16 protein-coding genes are annotated in these 22994 nt (G+C 66.2%); 9 read left to right on the forward strand and 7 right to left on the reverse strand.

Going from position 1 to position 22994, the window contains the following annotated elements:
• Window positions 1–5: 5 nt before the first annotated feature.
• Entirely contained in the window at window positions 6–875 is an 870-nt protein-coding gene (locus ACLJEU_RS02385) for a tetratricopeptide repeat protein (protein ID WP_414664742.1), read from the reverse strand.
• Window positions 876–1309: 434 nt separating this feature from the next.
• Here ACLJEU_RS02385 and ACLJEU_RS02390 point away from each other — a divergent pair, with 434 nt between their 5' ends.
• The 4 genes from ACLJEU_RS02390 (at window position 1310) to ACLJEU_RS02405 (ending at window position 8085) form a co-directional block, all read left to right on the forward strand.
• The gene (locus tag ACLJEU_RS02390; RefSeq protein ID WP_414664743.1) at window positions 1310–2440 is read left to right on the forward strand and encodes a hypothetical protein; all 1131 of its coding nucleotides are present in this window, start codon (window positions 1310–1312) and stop codon (window positions 2438–2440) included.
• A gap of 129 nt (window positions 2441–2569) precedes the next feature.
• A complete protein-coding gene (locus tag ACLJEU_RS02395) occupies window positions 2570–5704 on the forward strand; it encodes a TonB-dependent receptor domain-containing protein (protein WP_414664744.1) in 3135 nt (1044 codons plus the stop codon).
• Between the two features lie 222 nt (window positions 5705–5926).
• Complete coding sequence (locus ACLJEU_RS02400; RefSeq protein WP_414664745.1) at window positions 5927–7012, forward strand: SAM-dependent methyltransferase; 1086 nt, start codon at window positions 5927–5929, stop codon at window positions 7010–7012.
• Between the two features lie 176 nt (window positions 7013–7188).
• Complete coding sequence (locus ACLJEU_RS02405) at window positions 7189–8085, forward strand: TrmH family RNA methyltransferase (RefSeq protein WP_414664746.1); 897 nt, start codon at window positions 7189–7191, stop codon at window positions 8083–8085.
• Window positions 8086–8204: 119 nt separating this feature from the next.
• Here the strand turns inward: ACLJEU_RS02405 and ACLJEU_RS02410 are convergent, their stop codons facing one another.
• On the reverse strand, window positions 8205–8645 hold the full coding sequence (locus ACLJEU_RS02410) for a hypothetical protein (protein WP_414664747.1): 441 nt from the start codon (window positions 8643–8645) through the stop codon (window positions 8205–8207).
• A 177-nt stretch (window positions 8646–8822) separates the two neighbouring features.
• Here ACLJEU_RS02410 and ACLJEU_RS02415 point away from each other — a divergent pair, with 177 nt between their 5' ends.
• From ACLJEU_RS02415 to ACLJEU_RS02425, 3 genes are all read left to right on the forward strand, one after another.
• Window positions 8823–11447, forward strand: a complete 2625-nt coding sequence (locus ACLJEU_RS02415; protein ID WP_414664748.1) for a DUF1592 domain-containing protein — start codon at window positions 8823–8825, stop codon at window positions 11445–11447.
• Window positions 11448–11504: 57 nt separating this feature from the next.
• Window positions 11505–12875, forward strand: a complete 1371-nt coding sequence (locus ACLJEU_RS02420; protein WP_414664749.1) for a DUF1552 domain-containing protein — start codon at window positions 11505–11507, stop codon at window positions 12873–12875.
• Between the two features lie 165 nt (window positions 12876–13040).
• Entirely contained in the window at window positions 13041–14408 is a 1368-nt protein-coding gene (locus ACLJEU_RS02425; protein WP_457795331.1) for an IS1380 family transposase, read from the forward strand.
• A gap of 86 nt (window positions 14409–14494) precedes the next feature.
• Here ACLJEU_RS02425 and ACLJEU_RS02430 read toward each other — a convergent pair whose 3' ends face one another.
• Genes ACLJEU_RS02430 through ACLJEU_RS02445 form a run of 4 tightly spaced genes read right to left on the reverse strand, consistent with a single transcriptional unit; the run spans window position 14495 to window position 17565 of the window.
• On the reverse strand, window positions 14495–15718 hold the full coding sequence (locus ACLJEU_RS02430) for a DUF4178 domain-containing protein (RefSeq protein WP_414664419.1): 1224 nt from the start codon (window positions 15716–15718) through the stop codon (window positions 14495–14497).
• A 12-nt stretch (window positions 15719–15730) separates the two neighbouring features.
• Window positions 15731–16852 (reverse strand): glutathionylspermidine synthase family protein, encoded by a 1122-nt coding sequence (locus ACLJEU_RS02435; RefSeq protein ID WP_414664420.1) that lies wholly within the window; start codon window positions 16850–16852, stop codon window positions 15731–15733.
• On the reverse strand, window positions 16852–17232 hold the full coding sequence (locus tag ACLJEU_RS02440; RefSeq protein ID WP_414664421.1) for a hypothetical protein: 381 nt from the start codon (window positions 17230–17232) through the stop codon (window positions 16852–16854). Before ACLJEU_RS02440 ends, ACLJEU_RS02435 begins: the two co-directional genes overlap by 1 nt.
• Before the next feature lie 24 nt (window positions 17233–17256).
• A complete protein-coding gene (locus ACLJEU_RS02445; protein WP_414664422.1) occupies window positions 17257–17565 on the reverse strand; it encodes a DUF350 domain-containing protein in 309 nt (102 codons plus the stop codon).
• A gap of 388 nt (window positions 17566–17953) precedes the next feature.
• Here ACLJEU_RS02445 and ACLJEU_RS02450 point away from each other — a divergent pair, with 388 nt between their 5' ends.
• Together ACLJEU_RS02450 and ACLJEU_RS02455 are read left to right on the forward strand one after the other, a co-directional pair.
• Window positions 17954–18811, forward strand: a complete 858-nt coding sequence (locus ACLJEU_RS02450; protein ID WP_414664423.1) for a hypothetical protein — start codon at window positions 17954–17956, stop codon at window positions 18809–18811.
• A gap of 156 nt (window positions 18812–18967) precedes the next feature.
• Complete coding sequence (locus ACLJEU_RS02455) at window positions 18968–19720, forward strand: SGNH/GDSL hydrolase family protein (protein ID WP_414664424.1); 753 nt, start codon at window positions 18968–18970, stop codon at window positions 19718–19720.
• A gap of 478 nt (window positions 19721–20198) precedes the next feature.
• Here the strand turns inward: ACLJEU_RS02455 and ACLJEU_RS02460 are convergent, their stop codons facing one another.
• On the reverse strand, window positions 20199–22907 hold the full coding sequence (locus ACLJEU_RS02460) for a TonB-dependent siderophore receptor (protein WP_414664425.1): 2709 nt from the start codon (window positions 22905–22907) through the stop codon (window positions 20199–20201).
• Between the last annotated feature and the right edge of the window lie 87 nt (window positions 22908–22994).

A 22994-nucleotide genomic window follows, 5' to 3' on the forward strand; every position in this document is an offset into this window, starting at 1 on the left:
AAAAATCAGGAACCGAGTTTCAAACGCAGACGCGCGTGCAGGTCGCGCATCGCGGCGGTCTCGCGCAACGGGGCGGGCAGGCGTTCGAGCGCGGCGAGGGCGGCGCTGAAGGCCTCGCGCGCGTCGCCGGTCCTGCCTGTCGCAGCGAGAATCTCACCGCGGCGAGCCAGCCAGCTCTCCTTGCGCGGCAGGTCCGCCAGCATTCGATCCACGCGGGCGAGCGCGGCGTCCGTGCGGCCCAATGCGAGCTCGAACGCAATCGCGGCGTCCTGCAGCGTCACCAGATTGCCAAGACGGCGCAGGCCTTCGTCGAGTCCGGCGAGGGCCGCGGCGTGATCGCCCGTGGCGGCCCACGCTTCGGCGCGTTCGAGAAAACTCTCCGGTGACGCCTGTGGGCTCAGCGCGAGGTTGCGGTCGAAGTCCGCCACGGCGTCCGCGTAGCGGCGCAGGCCTGAACGGATGCGCGCGCGCAGCAGGTAGGCGTCGGCATGGGCGGGCTTCACCGCAAGATAGCGTTCGAGTGCGGCGTGGGCTTCCGTCAGCCGCCCGGCCTTGAAAAGCGTGCGACCGCGCGCCAGGTCGACCGCGGTGAGAGTGGAATCGAGGCGCGCGGCCTCCGCGAAGTCGGCGAGGGCGGCGGGAAAGTCCTCGTGGTCGTGATACAGTTCGCCGCGCTGCAGATGCAATCGGGCGGACGGCGCAGCGGCGATTTCCCGTGCGACGCGTTGGATCTGGCCGTGGAGATCGCCGTGCGCTCGCACGGCCGGAGCCGCGCTGAAGGCAGAGAGCGTCAGCAGCGTTCCCAACAGCAGCCGCGTTCGAACGCAGCGGTCCGAATGAGGCAGGGCGGAGAGAGCGAAAGGCTTCGCGGACATCGACGGGGTGGGGTGCGAAAAGGTGCGCCTCCCGCCGAAAGTCCGTCAAGCGTTCCAGCGTAAGAGTCCTGCGAAAAACCACTCCTCATCACTGCGCGCGCGGTTCGGACCGGCGTGCGGCGTGACATTCGGCAGCGGGTCGGCTTGCCTTCGGCCGCATGCCACGGTTGCGACGCCCCTTGCGAACGACGCTGCGCCTCGCCCTCGCGGGCGGAGCGGTGGCCGGGCTCACGCTGGTGGGATGGCGCGCGTGGCACGCAGTGCCCGATGGCGGCGACATCCCTGCGCCAGCCGGCGAGCGAGCGCCCGTGCCTCCATCCGTTTCGATCGGGTTGTCTGCGCCTAACTCAATCCCGGAGACTGCCGCCGGAGCTCGAGAGGATGCGGGTCGGAGTGCGGCAACCATAAACCGGATACAGCGCCTGCTGGATGACATGGATCCGGTGCTGCCCGGCGAGGTGGAGAACGCAGCGGCGCTGGAGCTGGTGCGCTGGTGGGCGGAGATCGATCCGGCGGCGGCGATTCGGTTTGCGGCGAGCCGTCCGGAGGTGCACGGGCGCTCGACGTTGTCCGCCGAGCTCTGGGGCGTGTGGCACGATCGGGCCGGACGCAAGGCGCTGGCCTGGCTTGACGCTCTCGAGCCGGGAGTGGTGCGGGCGCAGATCCTGCCGACGGTGGTGTCACGCCTGGCCGCCACGCTTCCGCAGGAGGCGCTGCGCCTGGCCGGCGAACTCAGCGGCGAGCCCAGGCACAGCGCACTGGCCGCACTGTTTGCCGCGTGGAGTGCGGTCAATCCGCCACTGGCGATCGAGCACGCGCTGGGTTTGGCGGACGCACGGGAGCGCACGCTCACGTTACGGCAGGCGCTGGGCGGGTGGTTGGAGCGCGACCTCGACGCGGCGGTGGCGTGGGCGCGTCGGCTGCCGCCCTCGCCCGGTCCGGATTCGCTCGATGTGCTGCCACCCGTGACGGCAGTCCTTGTGGAAAAATGGGCGGCGCGGGCACCGGCGGACGCGGCAACCTTTGTGCTGAAGAGTTCGGATGGCGCCGGGCGGAGCCGGTTGCTGCGCACCGTCGCGGAGCAGTGGGCCGCCGCCGATTCGACGGCGGCGCTCGCGTTTGCGACCGTCGCCGCAAACGCGGCCGATCGCGCCGTGCTGGTGCGCGGTGTCGTCGGCGCAGTGGTACAGTCGAGCCCGCCCGCCGCCGCCGCCCTCGCGCTCACGTTGCCGGCGGACGACGTGGGCCGGCAGGCTCTCGGTCTCGTGATCGATCACTGGGTCGCGCGCGAGCCGGCCGGACTTGCGACGTGGGCGACGTCGTTGCTCGCGACTCCGCGTGCGAACGAGGCGATTGCGTCCGTGGTGACAGCCTGGGCGGGGGCCGATCTCGCCGCCGCGGGACAGTGGCTCAACGGCCTGCCCGCCGGCGACCAGCGCGATGCGGGGTGTGCGGCACTGGTGATCGCGCTCGCCCCACGCCAGCCCGCCCTGGCAGCGGAGTGGGCCGGACGCATCGCGAATCCGCGCTTGCGGCCGCCGCCCATCGACGCATCGCGCCGTTGATTCGGAACGGACTGTCAGGCTCGGGCGTGCGTCGCCCGGAGAGACCGGGAGTGCTCAGCTGACCGACTACCATCGGACAGGCGCTCGCAGATTGCGGGTCGTTGCGTCCGTAAATCAGACCCTGTCCCCATGAACCTCCACCGCCTGCTTCGATCCTGTCCCGCTCCCGCGTTTTTCCGCCTGGCTGCGTTGCTCACGCTCGGATTCCTGTCGTCCGCCGTGTCGCGCGCCCAGGGCGCGGGCACCGGCACGGTCTCGGGCCGTATCCTGAACCAGGGTACGGGCGAGTACCTGCGCAACGCGGTGGTGGCCGTCGTGGGCTCGACCGTGACGGCGAACGCCGAGGATGGCGGCAACTACACGCTGAACGGCGTGCCCGCCGGGGCGCAGCGCGTGCGCTTCACCTACGCCGGCCTCGATGCGAAGGAGGAGACGATCAACGTCACCGCCGGCCAGGTGCTGAAGCTCGACGTGTCGTTGAGCAGCGCAGCGTACGACAAGAACATCGTGCAGCTCGGCCAGTTCGTCGTCGCTTCGGAACGCGAGGGCAACGCGAAGGCCATCATGGAGCAGAAGCAGTCCATCGAGGCGAAACGCGTGCTGGCCACGGATACGTTCGGTTCCATTTCCGAGGGCAACGTCGGTGAGTTCCTGAAATATCTGCCGGGCGTGCTGATCGATTACGTCGAGGCCGACGCCCGTTCCGTCAGTCTCGGTGGCCTGGACCCGAAGTACACGTCGGTCACGCTCGATGGTTCGCCGATCGCGAGCTCGGGCCTCGCCGCGGCGGGCGGCACCGGCGCGAATCGCGCCTTCGAGTTCGAGCAGATGTCGATCAACGGCATTGAAACGGTGGAGCTGAGCCGCACGCCGCAGCCGGAGAATCCCGGCAGCGCGCTCGCGGGCGTCGTGAATCTCCGCAGCAAGGGCGCGTTCGATCGCGCGGGGCGGCTGATTGGTTTGCGCGCCGGTTTTGCCTTCAACTCGATGAGCGGCCAGCCGTGGAAGAAGCAGCCGGGCTGGGACGACGAGGATCACTACCGCATTCAGCCGAACTGGGGCATCGATTACTCGGACGTGTTTCTGAACAAGCGGCTCGGCGTGCGCGCGGGCTACAACTACTCGTTCACGTTTGCCGAGCAGAAGGCTGAAGTCGCGAACTACGCGTTCGACACGAATCTCACGAACAACGACAGCGAGATTCCGCGCGTCACGAGCTTCAGCTTCCGCGATTCGCCGAAGCCCACCATTCGTTACAACGGCAACATCCGCGTCGACTTCAAGGTGTCGGACGCGTTCTGGGTCTCGGCGCGCGCGGAGTACAATCGCTACCACGCGAAATTCTTCAGCCGCGACCTGAACTTCAATTTCACCACGACGGCCAACTCGCCCGATCCCGATGGCGCGGGCACGGCGGTCGCGGGTCCGGTGGTGCCCGGCGCGGAGTACTCGCTCAGCAGTCAGACGGCGACAGTCGGCACGGTGCAGGTGAACCAGGGCGGCGGCGCGACGAACAAGTACGGCTCGACGGCGAACTTCGGCCTCGCCGCCTACTACAAGAAGGGTGCGTTTCGCGCCGACTTCGGCGCCAGCCTCTCGCGTTCGATGACGTGGTACAAGGACCAGCAGTTTGGATTCTTCTGGTCGATCGAGCCCAATGCGCTCGGCGGGCTCGGGCTGCGTTTCAATCGCGACGGCCCGGCTGATCCTGCGCTCTACATCACGCAGACCTCGGGCCCGGACTACCGCAATCTCGCGAACCATCCGGTCGGCTTCGCGGCCCGCCAGAACGATCGTCAGGGCGAGGATCAGCGGTATCAGTTGAAGGCCGACTTCCAGTACACTGTGACGGCGCCGATCGCGATGCTCCTCAAGAGTGGCGTCCACGTCAGCGAATGGGTCAACAACGCGGATCGCCCGGTGAACAATTACGCCTCGGCGTTCCGTGGCCGCGATGGCGTCGCGGCCTCCGCCGACGAGTCGCTCGCGCAATTTGCCGAGGCCCGGTACCGGATGAACTTCGATCTCGGCGGCAACGTCGACGGCATGGCGAACGTTGATCGCTGGGCGGCGTACAAGATTTACCAGACGAATCCGGGCGCGTGGACCGCGCCGACCGACGCGCAGATCGTCGGTTTCAAGCTGCAGAACGCGCGCGATGCGCAGGAGCAGATCGATGCGCTCTATCTCCAGCCCGTGCTTAAGTTCGGCCGCCGCTTCACCCTGGCGCCGGGCGTGCGGTTCGAACACACGCGCGGCCGCGCCGCCGGTCCGTCCGACCTCGGCCAGCGCGAGACCGACCGCCGCATCTTCGGCACGACCAATCCCGCGGCCATTGTGCCGCCGATCGTGATCGACCGGAACAGCGCGGCGTATCTGACGACCCGTTACGGCGGCGATCGCCGGTTTGCGCGGCAGGACTACAACACCTGGCTGCGTTATCTGCACAGCACGTATCGTTTCTCGGAGAACCTCGTGCTGAAGGGTTCGTGGAACCAGGCCATCTCGCGGCCCGACATGAACCGCCTCATCGGCGGCCTCGTGGTCACGAACGACGATCCGGCGAATCCGCTCCCGAATCGCGCCAACGCCGGCAATGCCGACCTCGTGCCCGAGCTCTCGAACACGAGCAATCTCACGCTCGAGTATTACACGCGTGGCATCGGCCAGTTCTCGGTCTCGGCGTTTCGTCGCGACTTCAAGAACCTGATCCGCTCCCGCACCTTTCTCGTGCCGGCGGGCGGTTCGTGGAACGGCGAGCTGCTGCCTTCGACGGTTTCGCCCGAAGACTGGGAAATCAACACGGTCGACAATGTCGGCAAGGCGCACATGGCGTCGCTCGAGTTCTCCTTCATGCGCGAACTCAGCTTCCTGCCGGGGCCGCTCAGCCGGATTCGCGTCAATGCGAACTACACCCGGATGCGTTACGACGCCTTCGAGAATTATTACCGGCCGCGGAATGTCGCCAATCTCAGCTGGTACATCCCTTACCGCGATTTCCGCCTGCAGTGGAACACCAACTGGCGTCCGGGCTACCGCACCGAGGTGGAAACGGCGAGCAACGGCTGGGCGAACCACGTGCGCGAAAGCCTGACCCACACCTTGGACTTCACGTGGAATTTCCGGCGCAACATGGATTTCTTCGTGAACGCGCGCAACGTGTTCAATCAGGACGGCGGCACGTATCGCGGCCGTTCCGATCTGCGTACCCGCTGGGTGGAGACGGGCGCGATCTGGGCGACGGGCGTGCGCGCGACGTTCTGAACTGAAATGTTGCAGCAGACCTCCCGCGAATCGCGCGAACAGGCGCGAATGTCCGTGGCGAAATCCTTCCGCGTTCAATTACGGTCACGGTTGGGCGAGATCTGCTCTTTGCCTTGATTCGCGTCCATTCGCATGATTCGCGGGCCACTGCCTTGCTCCGGCTGAGATCGCGTCGGGCGTTTTTTGTCGCCGCGGCGCGGCGCGTCCGCACGTTCGCGGGCGATGCTGATCACCTGCCAGGCTGGTTTCGAGGCGCTGTTGGTCCGCGAACTCGCGGAGCTGCACGGCACGCCGGCCGTGGAACACGGGCCCGGTTGGGTGCGGATCGCCGCGGCGGGTGCGGAGTCGGCGGTGCCGGCGGTTCCCGCTGCGGGCGCCCCGCCGTCGGCCGCCACACCGGAACGACTGCGGATGTGTTCGCAGCTGGTGTTTGCGCATCTGACGCTGGTCTCGCCGATCGAAGTGCGCGGCGATTCCGTCAATGGCCTGGCGGCGCGCATCGCAGAGTTTTTTCTCGCGAGTCTGCGCAACGAGCGGATCGAGGTGGCGTGGCCGAACATCTGGCAAGGGCCGGCGGAACTGGTCGGGCTGGGCCGGCGGATTTCCGGCGTGGAGCACGCGCTGGGCGAGTTGGTGAAGAAGAAGCTGTCGCGCGTGGCGCGGCTCGCGCGGGCCGAAGTGCCGCGCGGCGTGAGTGCGGCGCCGGTGCGCGGGCTGTTTGTGTTCTTCGCGGATTTCGGTCGGGTGTTTGTCGCGCGCGAGGCGTTCGTGCACGGCCAGCAGCGGATGGCGGACGATGACCTCGCGCCGTCGCGTTCGTATCTGAAAGTGGAGGAGGCCTACGCGGTGCTCGGCCGGGAACCGCAGGCGGGTGAAACCGTATGCGATCTTGGCGCGGCGCCGGGCGGCTGGAGTTACAGCGCGGCGAAGCGCGGGGCGCGGGTGCTCGCGATCGACAACGGTCCGCTGAAGGGCGGCGCGCTCGATCACCCGCAGATCGAGCACCGCCGCGAGGATGCGTTCCGTTTTGCGCCGGAGTCCGGCGTCGTTTTCGACTGGCTGTTTTGCGATCTCGTCGAGGAGCCGCACCACGTGCTGCAGCACATCGTCGAACCGTGGCTCGCGCGCGGCTGGTGCCGGCGTTTCGTAATCAATCTCAAGTTCGGCCGCGTCGATGCCATCGCGCTGCTGCGTGAATTGCAGGCGCCGGGCTCGGCGTTCTCGCTGCACGCGCCGGGAACGGCGATGCGCCACCTGTATCACGACCGCGAGGAACTGACGCTCGTCGGCGACGTGCGCCAGGCCTAAGCCGCGCGCCGGGCAAGGTTGGCTTCCCGCGAGCGCCGGCGTCTCGCCGGCAGATCGAAGATGCAGGCCGGCGGCCTGCGCTCCCGGAATTCGCTGCAGTTTTGTTTGGTTTTGCGGGAGCCGGCCAGTCAGGGTGAGGCATGCCTCACTTTTCCAAACGCGATTCTGGGTCCCGGATGACGCCGCGTGCGACGTCGGGAGAAACGCCTGCCTCCCGGGCGCGGTCCCGGGGCGACACGCAGGGTCCGGACGAGTTTGCCGCGCCGCCGCCGGTGCCGACCGGTCCGGTCACTGGTTCGCGCAGCGGCCCGGCGCGTCACGACGAACTCCGGCTGTGCGGCCTGACCGCCGTGCGCGCGCGGTTCGCGCGTGATCCCGGATCGATCCAGCGGCTGTTCTTCGATTACGCGACGGGCCGGCAGGTCGGCGTGATGAGCAAGGTGCTCGCGCAGGCGAAGAAAATTTATCGCTGCGTCGAGCCGGCCGAGCTCGAGAAAATCGCCGGCACGGTGCACCACGGCGGCATCGTCGCGGTCGTCACCGCCAAACCACTACGGCCCGTCACCGTCGCCGACGTGCAGGGCTGGGCCCGGCGGCAGGAATCCGTGCTGGTGCTCGATCGCATTGGCAACGCGCACAATCTCGGGGCGATTGCGCGCACGGCGGCATTTTTCGGGCTGCCGCGGATCATCATCCCGGACGATCCGGGCGCGGCGAAGCCGAACGACGCGGCGTTTCGCGTGGCCGAGGGTGGGCTCGAGGCGGTCGAAGTCTGGAGCACGCCGCGACTCGCGACCCTGGTGCGGGAAATGGCGACCGCGGGTTACGATGTGGTCGGTGCCGCCACGCGCGGTGCGACGTCGCTCCGGCAGGCCGACCCGAAAAGGGATCCGGCCGCCCGCCAACCGGTCGCGCTCGTGCTGGGCAACGAAGAGCAGGGACTCGCGCCCGATGTGGCCGCGGGCTGCTCGCGTCTCGTCACCATTCCCGGCAGCGGCAAGATCGAATCGCTCAATGTGTCGGTGGCAGCCGCGGTGTTGCTTTGGGAATTGATGGCGCGGAAGGGAGTTTGATTTTTTCGCGGGCGAGTATGGCTTTCACGCTGCTCGACGTGAACCGGCCGGTCGGGCGCCGTCTGAGTGAGCCTTCAACCGGGCGGGAGTTTCCGCCCGAGGTACTCAGCATCGTTGGCTCAATAGTCATCCATCACGAACCACATCACCCAGGTCAGTCCGAGGGTGAAGATCACCATGCCTGAGAGTCCGTAGGTGAATGTCATCGCGGACCGGTACGGACCGAAGGCCATGAAGCCGAAGAACGCGTTGATCGGGAGCAGCAGGACCCAGTAATCACGTTTCCGGCGTGAGCGGCGGGGTGCGACGGGTTGGACTTCATTGAGCCCGGCGGCATCGGCGCGGGCGTGGTTTTCCCGCAGGAGCGCGTGCACTTCGTTTTCGGTCGGGGCCGGCAGCGGGCGCGGCGGCAGCGGACCGTCGTTGGCGGCGCGAAGATGACCGCGCACCGTCGTCGGCGTGGAGTCGGCCGGAGGCAGGTTCGACGGCGGGTTCACCGCTTCAAACTCCTTGGGTTTGAGCTGGTAGAATTTCCGCGGAGGATCGGGCTCGTCGCGCATGGAGGCAACGTGGCGGGCGGGAAGAGGGGCGGAAAGCACGAAACGGGCGCGCCGCGCGGTCATTTGACTCTGGCCCGCTGTCACCACGGCAAATGACATTCGCCCGTTTGACCGAATCGCTCAATTGACGGCCACGGCCAATCAGGCCAGAAACGGGGCTCCGGTTTCACCTGATCTGTGCACCCCCGCGCCCCAGCCACTGCGTATCGTTTCCGCGCCGCCGCGACCTGCGGCGTCCTGTTCGCCATCGCGATCATGCCCGCGCTGCGGGCGGCGTCGCTGCCGAAGGCCTCGCGGGCGTTCATCGACACGCACTGCGCGAGTTGTCACGACGACATCGAGAAAAAGGGCGGGCTTGACCTCACGGCGCTCGCGTTGAATCCGGACGATCCGAAAAATTTCACGCTCTGGGTCAATGTCCACGACCGCGTCAGTTCGGGCGAGATGCCACCGAAGAAGAAAACGCGGCCGCCCGCGGGCGACGTCACGACGTTCGTCGGCACGCTGGCCTCAACGCTCACGACAGCGGAACGCGGTCGTCTCGCGGCCGAGGGGCGCGCGACGCGCCGACGCCTCAACCGCTACGAGTACGAGAACGCCGTGCGCGATTTGCTGCAGGCGCCGTGGTTGCAGGTGAAGGACTGGTTGCCGGAGGACGGCGAGGCGTTTCGTTTCAACAAGATTGGCGAGGCGCTCGACGTCTCGCACGTGCAGATGGCGCGTTACCTCAGCGCGGCGGATTATGCGTTGAAGCAGGTGATCACGCAGCCGGTGCAGCGGCCGGTGACGGCCGTCACTCGTTACTACGCGCGCGAGCAGCGGAGTTTTATGGGGCCGATGAAATTCTCGGTCTTCAACACGTCGCCGGAACGCGCGACGTTTCCCATGCTGGATCGGGCGCCCCAGCCCGATGTGCGCGCCGGGAAGGCTCCGGCCACGGTCGGCGCGGCGGAGCCCGCGAAACGCGATCTCGAGGGCGTCGGATTGGTGGCGAGCACCTACGAACCAATCGAGCCGAAGTTCAATGCCTTCAAGGCGCCGGTGGGCGGACGATATCGGCTGCGTTTCAACGCGTTTTCCGTGTGGGTCGGGCCTGGCAAGCTGGTTCCCGGCAAACCTGATCGCTGGTGGATTCCTGATTTGGACGACGTGGGCCCGGGCCGCCGGCTTGAGCCGATCACGATTTACTCCGAAACGCCGCCGCGACTCCTGCGCCGGCTCGGCGCGTTCGACGTCGGCCCGGAGCCGGCGGTGCAGGAACTCGACGTGTGGCTGCTCCCGGGCGAAACGATCCGGCCGGATGCGGCGCGCTTGTTCCGTTCGCGACCGGGCGCGGGGCGCTGGCAGAATCCGCTCGCGGAAAAGGACGGTCAGCCCGGCGTGGTGTTTCGCTGGCTCGAGGTCGAGGGGCCGATTTACGACCAGTGGCCGATCGCGGGACACACGCTGCTCTTCGGCAATCTACCGGTGAAACCGGCGAAGCGATCCGACGGCACCGTCGAGGTGGAGTCGGCGCAACCGATGCAGGACGCGGCGCGCCTCCTTGCTGGATTTCTAGCGCGTGCATACCGGCGTCCGGTGCCGGAGACGGAGGTGAAGCGGTTTCTGCCGGTCGTCGAGCAAACGCTCAAGGCTGGCGGCGGATTCACGAACGCGATGCTCGCGGCCTATACGGCGGTGCTGTGTTCGCCGGAGTTTGTGACCATCGAGGAAACGCCGGGCCGGCTCGATGACTTTGCGGTGGCGTCGCGGCTCGCGTTTTTTCTCAACAACTCCGCGCCTGACGACGAACTGCGTCGGCTCGCGGCCAATGGTGTGTTGCGCCAGCCCGCCGTGTTGCGCGCGCAGACCGATCGCCTGCTCAACGACGCGAAGTCCCGGCGCTTCGTGGATGCGTTTCTCGACTACTGGCTCGATCTGCGTCGCATCGTCGCGACTGCGCCGGACGAAAGCCTGTATCCCGATTACTATCTCGATGACCTGCTGGCCGAATCGGCGCTCGAGGAGACGGAATTGTTCTTCACGGAACTGCTCCGCGCCAATCTGCCCGCGCGGACGCTCGTGTCGGCCGACTTCGCGCTGCTGAATGAAAAGCTCGCCGCGCATTACGGCTTGCCGCCGGTCGAGGGCGTCGCGCTGCGCAAGGTGGCGTTGCCGCCGGGCAGCGTGCGCGGCGGACTGATGACGCAGGCGAGCGTGCTCAAGGTGACGGCGAACGGCACGACGACGTCGCCCGTCGTGCGCGGCGCCTGGATCATGGAGCGGCTGCTGGGCCAGCCGCCACCTCCACCGCCGCCGAGCGTGCCGGCGGTCGAGCCGGATATCCGCGGCGCGAGTACGATCCGCCAGCAACTCGACAAGCATCGTTCCGAGGAAAGCTGCGCGACCTGCCACACGAAGATCGATCCGCCGGGCTTTGCGTTGGAGAGCTTCGACGTCATGGGCGGCTATCGCGAGCGCTACCGGGCGATGGGTGAAGCGGGCGCGGCGGCGGCCGGGCTCGGGCGCGGCGGGCAGAAATTTACGTTCCGTCTCGCGCTGCCGGTCGACTGTGGCGGCGAGATGGCGGACGGCCGGACCTTTGCCGACGTGCGTGACTTCAAACGACTCCTGCTCGCCGACGAAGCGCAGATTGCGCGCAACCTCGCCCGCCAGTTCGTGGTGTACGCGACCGGTGCGCCGGTGCGTTTCAGTGATCGCCCGGCGGTGGAGAAAATCCTCCAGCGGGCGAAGGCGGACGGCTACGGCGTGCGCAGCGTGCTCCATGCCGTCGTGCAGAGTGAACTTTTCCTGAACAAATAGACGTCGGACCTTTTTGGATGCCTGCAACGTCAACACTCCCGCCCCGTGGCTGCTGAAATGAACTCACCCCGTCCCTCCCTCTCTCCGTCTCCGCGTCGCTCTGTGCCCGTATCCGGTTCGTTCATCTCCACGCAGCGTGCGGTCTCGCGCCGCCAGTTCCTGCGCGGCGCGGGCATCGTGATGTCGCTTCCGTTCCTCGACTCGATGCTCCCGGCGTTTGCCCGGGCTGCGACGAAGGAGGCGGCGAAGATGCCGCGGCGCATGCTCGCGATCTGCAACAATCTCGGCCTCGTGCCGGATCAGTTTTTCCCGAAGCAGACCGGTCGCGGCTACGCGCTGTCGCCGTACCTGCAGCATCTCAAGGAACACCGCGAGGACTTCACGGTGTTTAGCGGCGTGTGGCATCCCGATGTCGATGGCGGCCATCCGGCGGACAACTGCTTCCTGACCGCCGCGCCGCATCCGGGTAGTGGCGGCTTCCGCAACACCATCTCGCTCGATCAATACATCGCGGAACGCATTGGCAGCGAAACGCGTTTCCCGTCGCTCACGCTCGGCGTGAACGTCCAGCAGGGCGCGCGCAGCCTGTCGTGGACCGGCTCGGGGGTGTTGATTCCCTGCGAGGAGAGGGCGTCCGATGTGTTCAAGCGGCTGTTCGTGCAGGGCACCCCGGCCGAGGTCGACGCCCAGTTGCGCAAGCTCGCGCAAGGGCAGAGCATCCTCGATGCCGTGGGCAGCCAGGCGAAGGATCTCCGCCGCAGTGTCGGCGCGCGGGATCGCGACCGGCTCGATCAGTACTTCACCAGCGTGCGCGATCTCGAGCAGCGGATGGAAATGGCGAAGGAGTGGGAGACGCGGCCTAAGCCGCGCGTCACCGCGCCCGTGCCGCTCGATCCGGCGAGCCCGAAGGAGTACATGGACAAGGTGAAGCTCATGTACGACATGGCGCGGCTGGCGTTCGAGACGGATTCGACGCGATCCATCTCGCTGCTCCTCGATAGCGTGAATTCACCGACGATCGAATTGGAGCACGACGTGAAGATCACCGACGGCTATCATAATCTCTCCCATCACGGCCGGTCCGAGGCGAAGCTCTCGCAGCTCAAGGCGATCGACGAATGGCACATGAAGCTGCTCGCCGGCCTGTTCAACGACCTCAAGGCCGTTAAGGAAGACGGCGAGACACTCTTTGATCGGTCGATGGTGCTGTACGGTTCGAATCTCGGCAACGCGAACACCCACGTGACGACGAATCTGCCGACGCTGTTTGCAGGCGGCGGCTTCCGCCACGGCCAACACCTTGGCTTCGACACGACGCACAATTATCCGCTGCCGAATCTGTTCGTCTCGATGCTGCAGCGCATGGGCATCGAGGCTGACAAGTTCGCTTCGTCCACCGGCACGATGCGCGGGCTGGAGATGGTATGAGCCAAGGCATTGCTCCGAGGCGGAGCATTGCAGTTGAGAGGTGAGAGCTGAGCCGGACTCATGCAGTAGTCGCCAAAGAGGGCACCGTTAGGCGTCGTTGATGGTGTGAAACATAAGACGACGTTAACGCCCCAGACGGAGGCGAACCAAACGGTGCGGCTGGATTTGGGCACCAAAAGTGGCGTGCAGTCGATGCGGATCGGCTTCACCGACCAGCGCCTAACGGCGCACGGGGGGCTGGCGGTGTGGACGAGTTTTGTGGAGGAAAGCGGGCTGCGGGAGAAACTCGCCACGGTGCTGCCGCATGCGCCGACGAGCCCCAACGCCTACGATCCGGTGGACACGGCGCTGGGTTTTATCGGCGGGATTCTCTGCGGGGCGGACAAGCTGGCGCGGGTGGCGCATCTGGCGCACGACCCGGCCGTGGCGGAGGTGCTGGGCATCGAAGCGGTGCCCAGTCAGTCGACCCTCTCGCGATTCTTCGCGGCCTGCGGTCGAGCCGCCTGCGAAGAGCTCGGCGGATTGCACGCCTGGGTGTTGGGCGCTCTGCCCGCCCGCGCCGAAGGCTACACGTTGGATTTGGACTCCTTTGCGCTGGTGCACGAAGACGGGCGCCAGGAAGGAGTGCGCGTCGGCTACACCCGCAAGGGGCTCAAGCCCTGTCACCGCCCCATCGTGGCCGCGATCGCCGAGGTGCCCCTCGTCGCCAACTTCTGGTTACGCCCGGGCAACACCGCTTGCGTCAGTGCCGCGGACGTGTTTCTGGGCGACACCCTCGCGCGCTTGCCCGCGGGCGTGCGGATCGGCCTGGTGCGCGCGGACAGCGGTTTTTGCACCGAGAAGATGATTACTAAGCTGGAAGCGGAAAAACTCTCTTATGTGCTGGCGGCCGCCCTGCGTTCCCCAGTCCAGGCGCTGTGCCGCCACGACGAAGCGGCCTGGACGGCGACCGACGTGCGGGGTCTGGCCGTGCAGGAAGTGGCCGACGCGCGCGGCGGGCGTCTGATCGTCGTGCGCCAACGCAGTGCCGAGCGGCCGCACGCCGGCGGCAAGCAACTCATCGAGGTGCCCGGCTACAAGTTCCAGGCGCTGCGCACCAACCTGCCCGCCACCGTGTCACCCCTCGAAGTATGGCGCCGCTACAACGGCCGCGCCGACATCGAAAACCGCATCAAGGAACTTGGCGCGCAGTTCGGCTTGAAGGGTCTGTGTTGCCGCTCGTTTTGGGCGACGGAAGCGGCCTGTCACCTCGCCATCACCGCCTATAATCTCTGCGTCCGGCTGCAACAACGGCTCGGCCAGCCGCACCGCGCTGAACTCGGCACGCTCCGCCGGCAGCTCTTCACTTGCGCCGCCGTCTTCAGCCGCGCCGCCGGCAAGCCCACCCTCAAACTCGCCGTCGCCGGCGACAAGGCCCGCGCTTGGTGGCTCGCACTCCTGCGCCGCATCGCCGACCCAACCCACTGCGATGCAGTTGCCGCCCTCGGGGCCCGCGCCAGAAAACGCTCCATCCTCCATCCCTCAACTGCATGAGTCCGGCTCAGAGTTGAGAGAGCGATCCCTGACTCAGATCCTTCAACTTTCACCCAGGCCCATTTCGGGCCGATCCATCGGGCGACCTACTTAGCCTTCGGCGCCCCGCGTCCCAACGCCGCCATGACGTCGGCTTCCGGTACGGCGGTGCCGCGCAGGAACTGGATGCGATCCTCGCTCCAGCGTGCGACGAGCCACTCGGCGCCGTCGTTGGCGACGAAACCATACTGCACCTGGCCGGGCCGGGGATCGCCGGCGCCCTCGGCGGACAGAGCCTTGGAGAGGAAGAGATCGTTGATCTTCAGCGTGCGGCCCTCGACGGCAATCGGTGCGCCCTTCCGCCGGGCGGCAGCGTCGAAGGGCGTCAGTCCGGCCGGCACCGCGACCGACCGCAACAGATGCCATTCCTTCGCCCCGCCGCTCAGACCGTTGATGAGAAACACATCGTCCCGCGTGTCTCCACGCAGATGATACTCGCGCCGGTCGTGGCGGCCGGTGCGTCGGGCCACTTCGACGAGCGCCTGGCCATCGACGACAAAGTGCTTTTGCGCGAGCGAACCCTGGGCGCCGGTGGCGAGCTGAAACGAGGCGGCGGCGATCTTGGCGGGCGGGTTGGAGAAGCCGCGCGCCGGCGATGAGCCGGAGGAGAAGCACGAGTAGGTCCCGAAGGCCGACGCCAGGCCGAGCACCGGCAGGATCAGTTTCGAGAAGAGACCGGACGAGCCGGAGGAGCCGAACGAGGCGGAGCCGTGATTGCGCTCGGCGGCGGCCAGGTAGCTCGCTGTCCCTGGAGCGGCGTCGCGGGGAATCTTGAAGGCGTCGGCGACGCTATCAGCCGGGGCGTCGAGCCCTTCGTAGAACTCGATTTCGTCCCCGGTCCAACTCACGACGAGCATCCGGGTGCCGGTGTCGACGTTGAAGTAGTTCGCCACGTCGCCGACCTCGACGCCTTCCGGCGCCTCGCCTTCGACGTATGCGACGCGCGATTGATCGACGAGCGTGATCGGCAGGAGCGAGCCATCGAGGTTGACGCGGTCGCCGACTTTCTTGGCCGACGCCTCGCGGACCGAAAGCGGCTGCGACGGCGTGAACGCGCGGAAAAGTTTCCATTCCGCGCCGTCGCCGGTGTCCTCGAACACCAGCGTGGCCGAATTGCCCGACGCATCGAGGAGGTAGTATTCGTTCCAGAAGTACGTCTCCCCGCCGTCCTCCATGCTCATCACCATCCGGCCGGCCACGCGCACCTTCCAGCCGTTGAGGGTGCCGGTGGCGCCGATGCGCAGGGGCGTGGGATTGTCGAAATTACTCATCGCGGGCGGGTCTCACCGAAAGAAGTGCGGGACGAAGCGGCTCAGGTTGCCGGTGATGCGGCGCGTGTCCTCGCGCAGGCCGAGTCCGGCCGGTTCGTGATCCACGACCCAGACGCCGCAGACGGCGCGGTTGCCGTCGAATTCCGGCAGGTCCACGGCGGCCTGGTATACGTGGCCTTCCTCGCCGTAGTCGCCGCTTGTTTCCTCAAGCGCGACGCCGCCTTCCATCCAAGTGACGTTGGCGCCTTCGCGGCTGAGTTTGGGTTTGCGCACGTAACGCGAGCCGAGCGGCGCGGCGGTCTCGAAGGCCGGGAGCAGGTTGGGATGGTCCGGGTAGAGCTCCCAGAGAATGGGCAGCAGGCCCTTGTTGCTCAAAAGCATTTTCCAGGTCGGCTCGATGAACTGCACGGTGTCATGCGCGAGGTGCGGGGCGAATTCCTCGTGCCACAGCCATTCCCACGGGTAGAGTTTGAAACAGTGCGTGAGACGCTGGCCGTCGAGATCGACAAAGTGCCGCTGGGTAGCGTGCCAGCCGATGTCGTCGATGTACACGCTGCGCGTGGCGACGCCGGCCTGCTCGCACGTGTCGCGGAGGTAGAGCACGGTCTGCTCGTCCTCGGGATTGTCGCGCACGCTGCTGAAATGGATCGTCGCGCCCGCCCAGCGACGCCAGGCGGCAATCAGGCGTTCGTGAATCGAGTTGAACTGATCGGCGTCGGGCCGCGTTTCCTGCAGCCAGAACCATTGGGCGACCGCCGCCTCCACGAGCGCCGTCGGGGTGTCGGCATTGTATTCAAGTAGCTTCGGCGCGCCGTGGCCGTCGAAGGCAAAGTCGAAGCGGCCGTAAAGGCTGAAGTCGTCGCGTTCCCAGGAGCGAAGGATGGCCGGCACGGCCGCGGCGGGAATGCCGAGACGCTGCCACCAGCCACGCGCGATGACCACTTCGGCGGCATCGATGCAGAGGCGGTGAACGACGTGCGCCGCCGTCTCGAGCGCGTGGATTTCATCGGCCGTGAACTCATAGCACGCGGACTCGTCCCAGTACGGTCCGTGTTCGTGGGAATGATACGTGAGGCCGGTGTGCTCGACCTTTTCCCGCCAGGCGGGGCGCGGTTGAATACGATGCCGGCGCATCAGGAACTGGTGAAATGCGAGTGCGACGTGCTGCCGAAGCCGCTGCGCCGGACTTGCGTGTTGTCGGTGCGCACGGCCTGCGCCGCGGCGGCGGCTTCGGGCGTGGGGGCGGAGATGTTCACGATGCTCCGGTGCGGAGTCGGACCCCACTGGCCGCCGTAGAAGTAAATCTTCCGGGTCGCGTCGTAGTGATTGTACGGAAAAGCGAAGAACCCGCGAAACGGTGCGTGATAATAGCCGGCGCCCGGAATGTGCTCGTCATTCGGGTAATGGCTTTCGGTCGTTACGCGCGTCGCGGAGACGCCGGGCGTGCACGCCCCGAGCGCGCCGGCCGAGAGGCCGCCGAGGAGCAGGCGCTTGACGATCTTGCTGCGTTTCACGTCTCGACCGCGGGCGAGCGCGACTCAGCCCAGCATCGCCGCCGCAATGATGATGCAGACCCCCAGGATTACCGCCGCGGCCACGATGGCGGCGGCGACATTCTTGTTCTGCACAATTTCCTGGTGCAGGTCGCCCGGGGTGCACATGTCGAAAAGTTTGTAGCCGGCGATGGCCGCCGCGATGCCGATGGCGGAAAAGAGCACCATGTAGCCAATGGCCTGGCCAAGGGACTGGGCGTGCCAGCCGGTGCTGGCGGCGGCGTCGGCGGCGCGGGCCGCGAGCGGGAGAACGATGAGGAACGACCACGCGCTGGCGGCGGTGCGAATTTTCATGGGGTGAAGCGAAGTACGGTGCGGACGCTGGAAGCGGCGAATGGGCGTGTCAACGTGAGGGGCGTTACACGGCGCCGCTGATTTTCCTCACGTGGAAGTCAGGGCGGAGGCGCCGTATGTCGCGGGGCCTGTGCGCAAGAGGGGACTACTACGCCGCGAGCGCAGTGTGCCTGATCCAACGGAACCGCGTGCGTCGAGAAATCTGCAGCTCGTGTCGGTCTTCTTTACAATATTTACCCCCAGCGCGCGGGCAGTCTGATCCACGAGGATTCTAACGCCTTGTTTTTTAACGGCCTAGGAACCGTCACGGAAAGACGAAGCGCGCGGCATCATCGATGCTTACGAAAAGTTCATCCTAGGTAGTATCCGTTCCATTCAACTTTTCCCCATGAATACACTACAACGTTTAGCTGCGAGCGTCTCCCTGGCGGGGGCTGCTCTTCTCGGATCGGTTTCCACGGCCTACGCCGGACCGTTCATCATCGCCGGCACCGATGCCGACGATCACGGCTCGTTCAGCGCTGGAGCGAACCAAGACGGCTGGTTCTTCATGCAGCGTGCGCTCGAGAGTTTGGCTCCGGCCGTCACGAACGGCAACAAGCAGGTGGTGTTCCTTGGTTCAGACCAGAACACTCAGGCCGGCAACGCAGCTGCGTCTGCCTTCAATAACTCCAGTCTGGTGGCGGCTGGTTGGACGTCGGTCTTCATCAACGATGCCGCTATCGGTACCTTCCTGAGCGGTGGCGCGGCGGGCGCTGGCATCATCATGATGGATTCTGGTGGCAATGTCACGGGCGGTGCCACTACCACCGAGCGTGGGCTGTTCACCACCAATGCGGCGGCCATCAATACGTTCGTGGGCAATGGCGGCGGCTTGTTCAGCCAGGCCAACGGCTACGGCTGGATTTCGGCGCTGCTGCCGACGCTCGGCGATGTGGACATCCAGAACCAGGGCCTGGCCCTCACCGCGGCGGGTTCGGCGGCCTTCCCCGGGTTGAACAATGGCGACTTGAGCGCCGGTCCCTGGCACAACTACTTCACCAATGTCGGAGCCCTGACGGTGTTCGCGACTTCGACCCAATCCGCGACTCTCGGTCAGGCCGTGATCATTGGCGCCGTGTCGGGCAGCATCACCAATCCCGATCCGGTCGGCGTGCCGGACGCCGGCAGCTTCGCGTTCGTGTACATCGCGCTTGGTGGCTTGCTCGTCGCCTTCCGCCGCTCGGTGCGCCGCAGCGCGGCCTGAGTTCGTGCTTCCGTTCCTCTCCCAAAGCCTCCGAGAGAAATCTCGGAGGCTTTTTTTAACCTCAGGCTGCGTTCCTCCCGGTCCCGTGGTGCGTTGCTCTTATCTTCTGATTCGGCATGCCGGGTGTTTTCGTGGCCGCTGATCGCATGTACCCTTTTGCCCGGATGCTGGCGCGAACCGTTGCAGTGTCACTCCCGTCTGCATCGCCGTGCGGCCACGCGCGCCGTCACGCTTCGTGCGAGCTGGGCCGGACTGTTATGCCTCGCCGCCCTGCATGTGGCAGCCGCCGACGCTTGGCGGATCATGCCGGTGGGTGACTCGATCACCGAGGGTGGAAAGACGTTTTCCCACTACCGGCCATTGCTCGCCGATAAACTGCGCGCGGCCGGGTTCGCCGTGGAGTTTGTCGGTTCGCGCGGCACGCCGCCGCTCCGTCACGAAGGTTATGGTGGCAAGACCATCGAGTTTGTGGCGGCGACGGTTCCGGCGCACTTTGCGCGGACGCCGGCCGAGATCGTTCTGGTGCATGGCGGGCACAATCACTTCGTCGAGGAAAAGCCCGTGCCCGGGATCGTGGCCGCAACCGAACGGCTGATTGCCGCGTTACGTGCGATCAATCCGCGAGTGATCGTCCTCGTCGCCCAGGTCATCCCGAGCGGCAAGCTGCCCAAGTACGCCTACATTCCCGATTTGAACGCGGAGCTTGCGCGACTCACCGCACGGCTGCACACCGCGGCCCAGCCCGTTGTCCTTGTGGACCAAGCGAGCAGCTTTGACTGGCGCAGCGATACTGTCGCCGATCTCGTGCATCCCAACGCAGCCGGCGCTGAAAAGATGGCGCAGCGATGGTTTGAGGCCCTGCGGCCGATCCTCGCGGCGGGGCGTCCGGCGGCGGGCGTGGTGCGTTGAGCAGGCCGGATTCCGCGGTGGCGCCGCTTACGGTTGCGGCAGCCAGCTCAGCAAATCGCGACCGGCCTTCGCCATCGCGTTCGCGCCGAGCAGGGCGCGGACGCGTGCCATGGTGGCCGGCATTGGATCCTGCGTAGCGAAACAGGAAAGCCGGGCTGTTCAGCCAATTTTCCGCGCTGTCATACTGCGATCAGGGAAGACCCGGCGTACCGTGGAGTCTTTTCCTGCAACGGATCGATCGTGCGATGCGATTCCCTGCAAGCCCCGGTCATCTTTGGCCGGTGAGGAAATCTGCAAGCTATCTGAACAAGGGCGAGGGCGCTGCGGTTCCGAGCCGTACGGTCGATGCAGACTTCAGCGACCCATCTGGAAGAGCTCCCGCGAATCATGCGAACGAAGGCGACTTTCACCGCCAAAATTTAGCCCATCCTTACTCGCAGCCGTTCGCGCAATTCGCGGGCAACTGAATTGCCCCTGCTCAGAACTCGAGGCTCATTGTTCCCACGAAGGTGCGCGGCTGGGCGAACGTGTCGCGATCGACGCGGTACTCGCGGCTCGTGGCGTTTTTCACCACGAGGCTGAAGCTCGTGGTGCGGTTGAAGAGCTTCGTGCGATAGCTGGCGTTCACGTCGTAGCGACTCCACGACTCCGACCAGCGGAGATTGTCGCCCTCGCGGCGCGGCGCCATGTAGATGTAGCTGAGACCGAAGCCGGCGTTCTTGAGCGGGCCGGAGGCGAATTCGTAGCGCGCGTAGGCGTTGCCCGAATACTTGGCCGCATTCGGGGTGCGGCGTCCGAGCAGCGAGAAGGGCGCATTGGCACCGGTGTTCGCGGCAAACGTGGTCGCCAGCGGTGTCGCCACTGTCGTCGCATTGACTGCGACGATCTCGGTCTTGTTGAAGAGACCGCCGCCACCGATCTGGAGCTCGCGAACGGGGCGGATGTAGAAATCGATGTCGATGCCGCGTGCGCGTTCGGCACCGCTCAGGTCGAGGAAGCCGGCGGCGCTGTCGGGATCGGCGGCGCCCTTGCCGCGGGAGACGTTCTTCTTGTCGATGATGTAGTAGGCGACGTTGATCATCGCCTTGTTTTCGAAGAGGTCGGTCTTCACGCCGTACTCGAAACTCTTGCCGAATTCAGGCTCTAGCAGCTGGCCCCACGGCAGGGCGTCGAGATTCGGTGCGCCTAGGCCGTCCTGCTGGTAACGATTGATCAGCTGGGTTTCGCGCGCGGCGGTCCGGCCGGGCTGGAACGTGACGCGGGGATTCACCGACTGGCTGTAAAGCATGTACACGGACACGGGATCGGTCACGCGGTAGGAGATGCCGCCTTGGGGCGTGGTGCGCTGGCGTGCGCCTTCAATCGTGCTCGTGACAATGCCGTCGAAGGTGATCGGGTTGATCCCCGGGTTTTTCGTGCTCGTGCGGGCCGAGACGTCGTCGAAGCGACCGCCGATGGCGACCCGGCCGCGGTTCTTGTTAAAGGTCGCGGACCAGTTCGCATAAAACGCGTCGCTCGTGAAGCGCTGGTCGTTGTTGGCGCCGTTTGAGGCGAAGCGATGCAACGGAACCAGATTGCGCTGGGCGAACGCGTCGCGCGCGGCGGTCGACGCCGGACTGTAGATGTTGTACCAGTAGTCGACGACGTTCGTGACCTGCGTCGTCGTGCCGGGCACCGTGTAGAGCGTGGCGCCGGCGACGCCGAGCGCCGGATCGCGGACAAAGGTGCTGTTGTTCTCCCAAACGCGGTCCTCGTTGTGCTCAAAGCCGGTGAGCAGCGTGTTGTTGAGCGGGCCGGTCTTGAACCGTGTGACCACGTCGATCTGGCCGTTGACCCGGCGTTCGCGACGGTTGTTTCCAATCCAGTTCGTCCGGCGCCATCCGCTCTTGCCCGGAGTGTACTGCAGCGTCGCCACGCTGGGATTGTAGAGATACAATTGACCGTTGAGGAGCCGGGTGTCGGACAGCGGATCGACTCCCGTGCTGGGAACGCCGCCGCGGCCGATGAATTCGTAGGTGTGGCGGGCCTCGGGAAACGGATCGCCGCGCGTGCCGTCGAGGTTCCAGCTGTTGAAACCGCCGAGGCTCGCGATCGTCGGCGCCGTCTGCGTCCACGGATTGACGAGTCCCGTCCCGCCTTCGCGGATACTGGAGCGGGCGCGGCGGTGATAGGCGAAATTCAGGCGCAGATCCATGGCCTGGTTCAGTCGCTGCGTGGCCTCGAGCTCCCAGACGACGGGCTTGTAGTCACGATACGAGGACGGGCTGTCCTTGATGAAACCGGGCCCGACGTCGTCGACCCATTGCGGCGTGTCGACCGGATCGAGTTTGTTGAACGGATAGAAATACGCCGGGTCGCCGCCGCGGTTGAGCGCGCCGGTGGGTTTCAGCGCCAGGCCCTCCGCGGGGCGGATGTTGTCGTGCGTGGTGCTGTAGCGCACGACGATGCTGGTGGCGGCAAAGGGCTTCCACTGCAGCATCGGGGCAATGGATACGCGATCGAGGCTCCGCTGGCGTTCGCCCTTCTCCACCGTGTAGTAGGTGGCACCGAGCCGGTAGTTGAAGGTCTTGGCGCGGTTGATGGGGCCGGTGGTGTCGAGATCGGCGCGGTACAATTCGTCGGAGCCGGCGCTGAGGCGCAGCGTCGTTTTCCTCTGGGGTGAGGGGTTCTTCGTGATGTAGTTGATGACGCCGCCGGGCTGGGTCTGGCCGTAAAGCAGGGCCGCGGGGCCCTTGAGCGTTTCGACGCGGGCGATCGAATTCATGTCGGGCGTCGTGAGCCCGCGCACGCCGTTGCGCATGGCGGCGGAGCTGTCGAAGCCGCGGATGTTGGCCTGCGGCACGAATTCGTTGAACGTGCGCGCCGTCCCCGGAATCACATCGAGCACCTGGTCGAGATCGAAGAGCGCGCGGTCGAGCATGAGCTGCTCCGTGACGACGTTCATCTGCATCGGCAGATCGCGAATCGCGACATTCGTACGGGTCGCGCCGAGGGTGTTGGCGGCCTGGTAACCGCGGTCGTTGTCGGAGACCACCTCGAACGGCGAGAGCGTGACGGTGTCGCCGGCGGCGGCCGGAGTGCTGGAGGCGGCAGGCGCCGGGGCGGTTTGAGCACTGGCGCTGGCAAGGCTGGCCAGCAGCAGGGCGATGCGGGCTGCGGCAGCGGCGAGGTGACGGGAGGTTTTCATGGTCGGGTCAGGTCGGGAAACAAAGGGGCTGATTCGCGGCAGGGGAGTGCGCGAGGAGGGGGGGCGGTGAGGCGCGGTCGAAATGCG

Source organism: Terrisphaera buseokensis, from assembly GCF_047521145.2.
Lineage (GTDB): Bacteria > Verrucomicrobiota > Verrucomicrobiia > Opitutales > Opitutaceae > ER46.

Excerpts from the sequence above, each read along its gene's own strand:
- ACLJEU_RS02385 (WP_414664742.1), bottom strand. The coding sequence starts at position 875 with ATGTCCGCGAAGCCTTTCGCTCTCTCCGCCCTGCCTCATTCGGACCGC.
- ACLJEU_RS02390 (WP_414664743.1), top strand. The coding sequence starts at position 1,310 with ATGGATCCGGTGCTGCCCGGCGAGGTGGAGAACGCAGCGGCGCTGGAG.
- ACLJEU_RS02395 (WP_414664744.1), top strand. The coding sequence starts at position 2,570 with ATGAACCTCCACCGCCTGCTTCGATCCTGTCCCGCTCCCGCGTTTTTC.
- ACLJEU_RS02400 (WP_414664745.1), top strand. The coding sequence starts at position 5,927 with ATGCTGATCACCTGCCAGGCTGGTTTCGAGGCGCTGTTGGTCCGCGAA.
- ACLJEU_RS02405 (WP_414664746.1), top strand. The coding sequence starts at position 7,189 with ATGACGCCGCGTGCGACGTCGGGAGAAACGCCTGCCTCCCGGGCGCGG.
- ACLJEU_RS02410 (WP_414664747.1), bottom strand. The coding sequence starts at position 8,645 with ATGCGCGACGAGCCCGATCCTCCGCGGAAATTCTACCAGCTCAAACCC.
- ACLJEU_RS02420 (WP_414664749.1), top strand. The coding sequence starts at position 11,505 with ATGAACTCACCCCGTCCCTCCCTCTCTCCGTCTCCGCGTCGCTCTGTG.
- ACLJEU_RS02430 (WP_414664419.1), bottom strand. The coding sequence starts at position 15,718 with ATGAGTAATTTCGACAATCCCACGCCCCTGCGCATCGGCGCCACCGGC.
- ACLJEU_RS02435 (WP_414664420.1), bottom strand. The coding sequence starts at position 16,852 with ATGCGCCGGCATCGTATTCAACCGCGCCCCGCCTGGCGGGAAAAGGTC.
- ACLJEU_RS02445 (WP_414664422.1), bottom strand. The coding sequence starts at position 17,565 with ATGAAAATTCGCACCGCCGCCAGCGCGTGGTCGTTCCTCATCGTTCTC.
- ACLJEU_RS02450 (WP_414664423.1), top strand. The coding sequence starts at position 17,954 with ATGAATACACTACAACGTTTAGCTGCGAGCGTCTCCCTGGCGGGGGCT.
- ACLJEU_RS02460 (WP_414664425.1), bottom strand. The coding sequence starts at position 22,907 with ATGAAAACCTCCCGTCACCTCGCCGCTGCCGCAGCCCGCATCGCCCTG.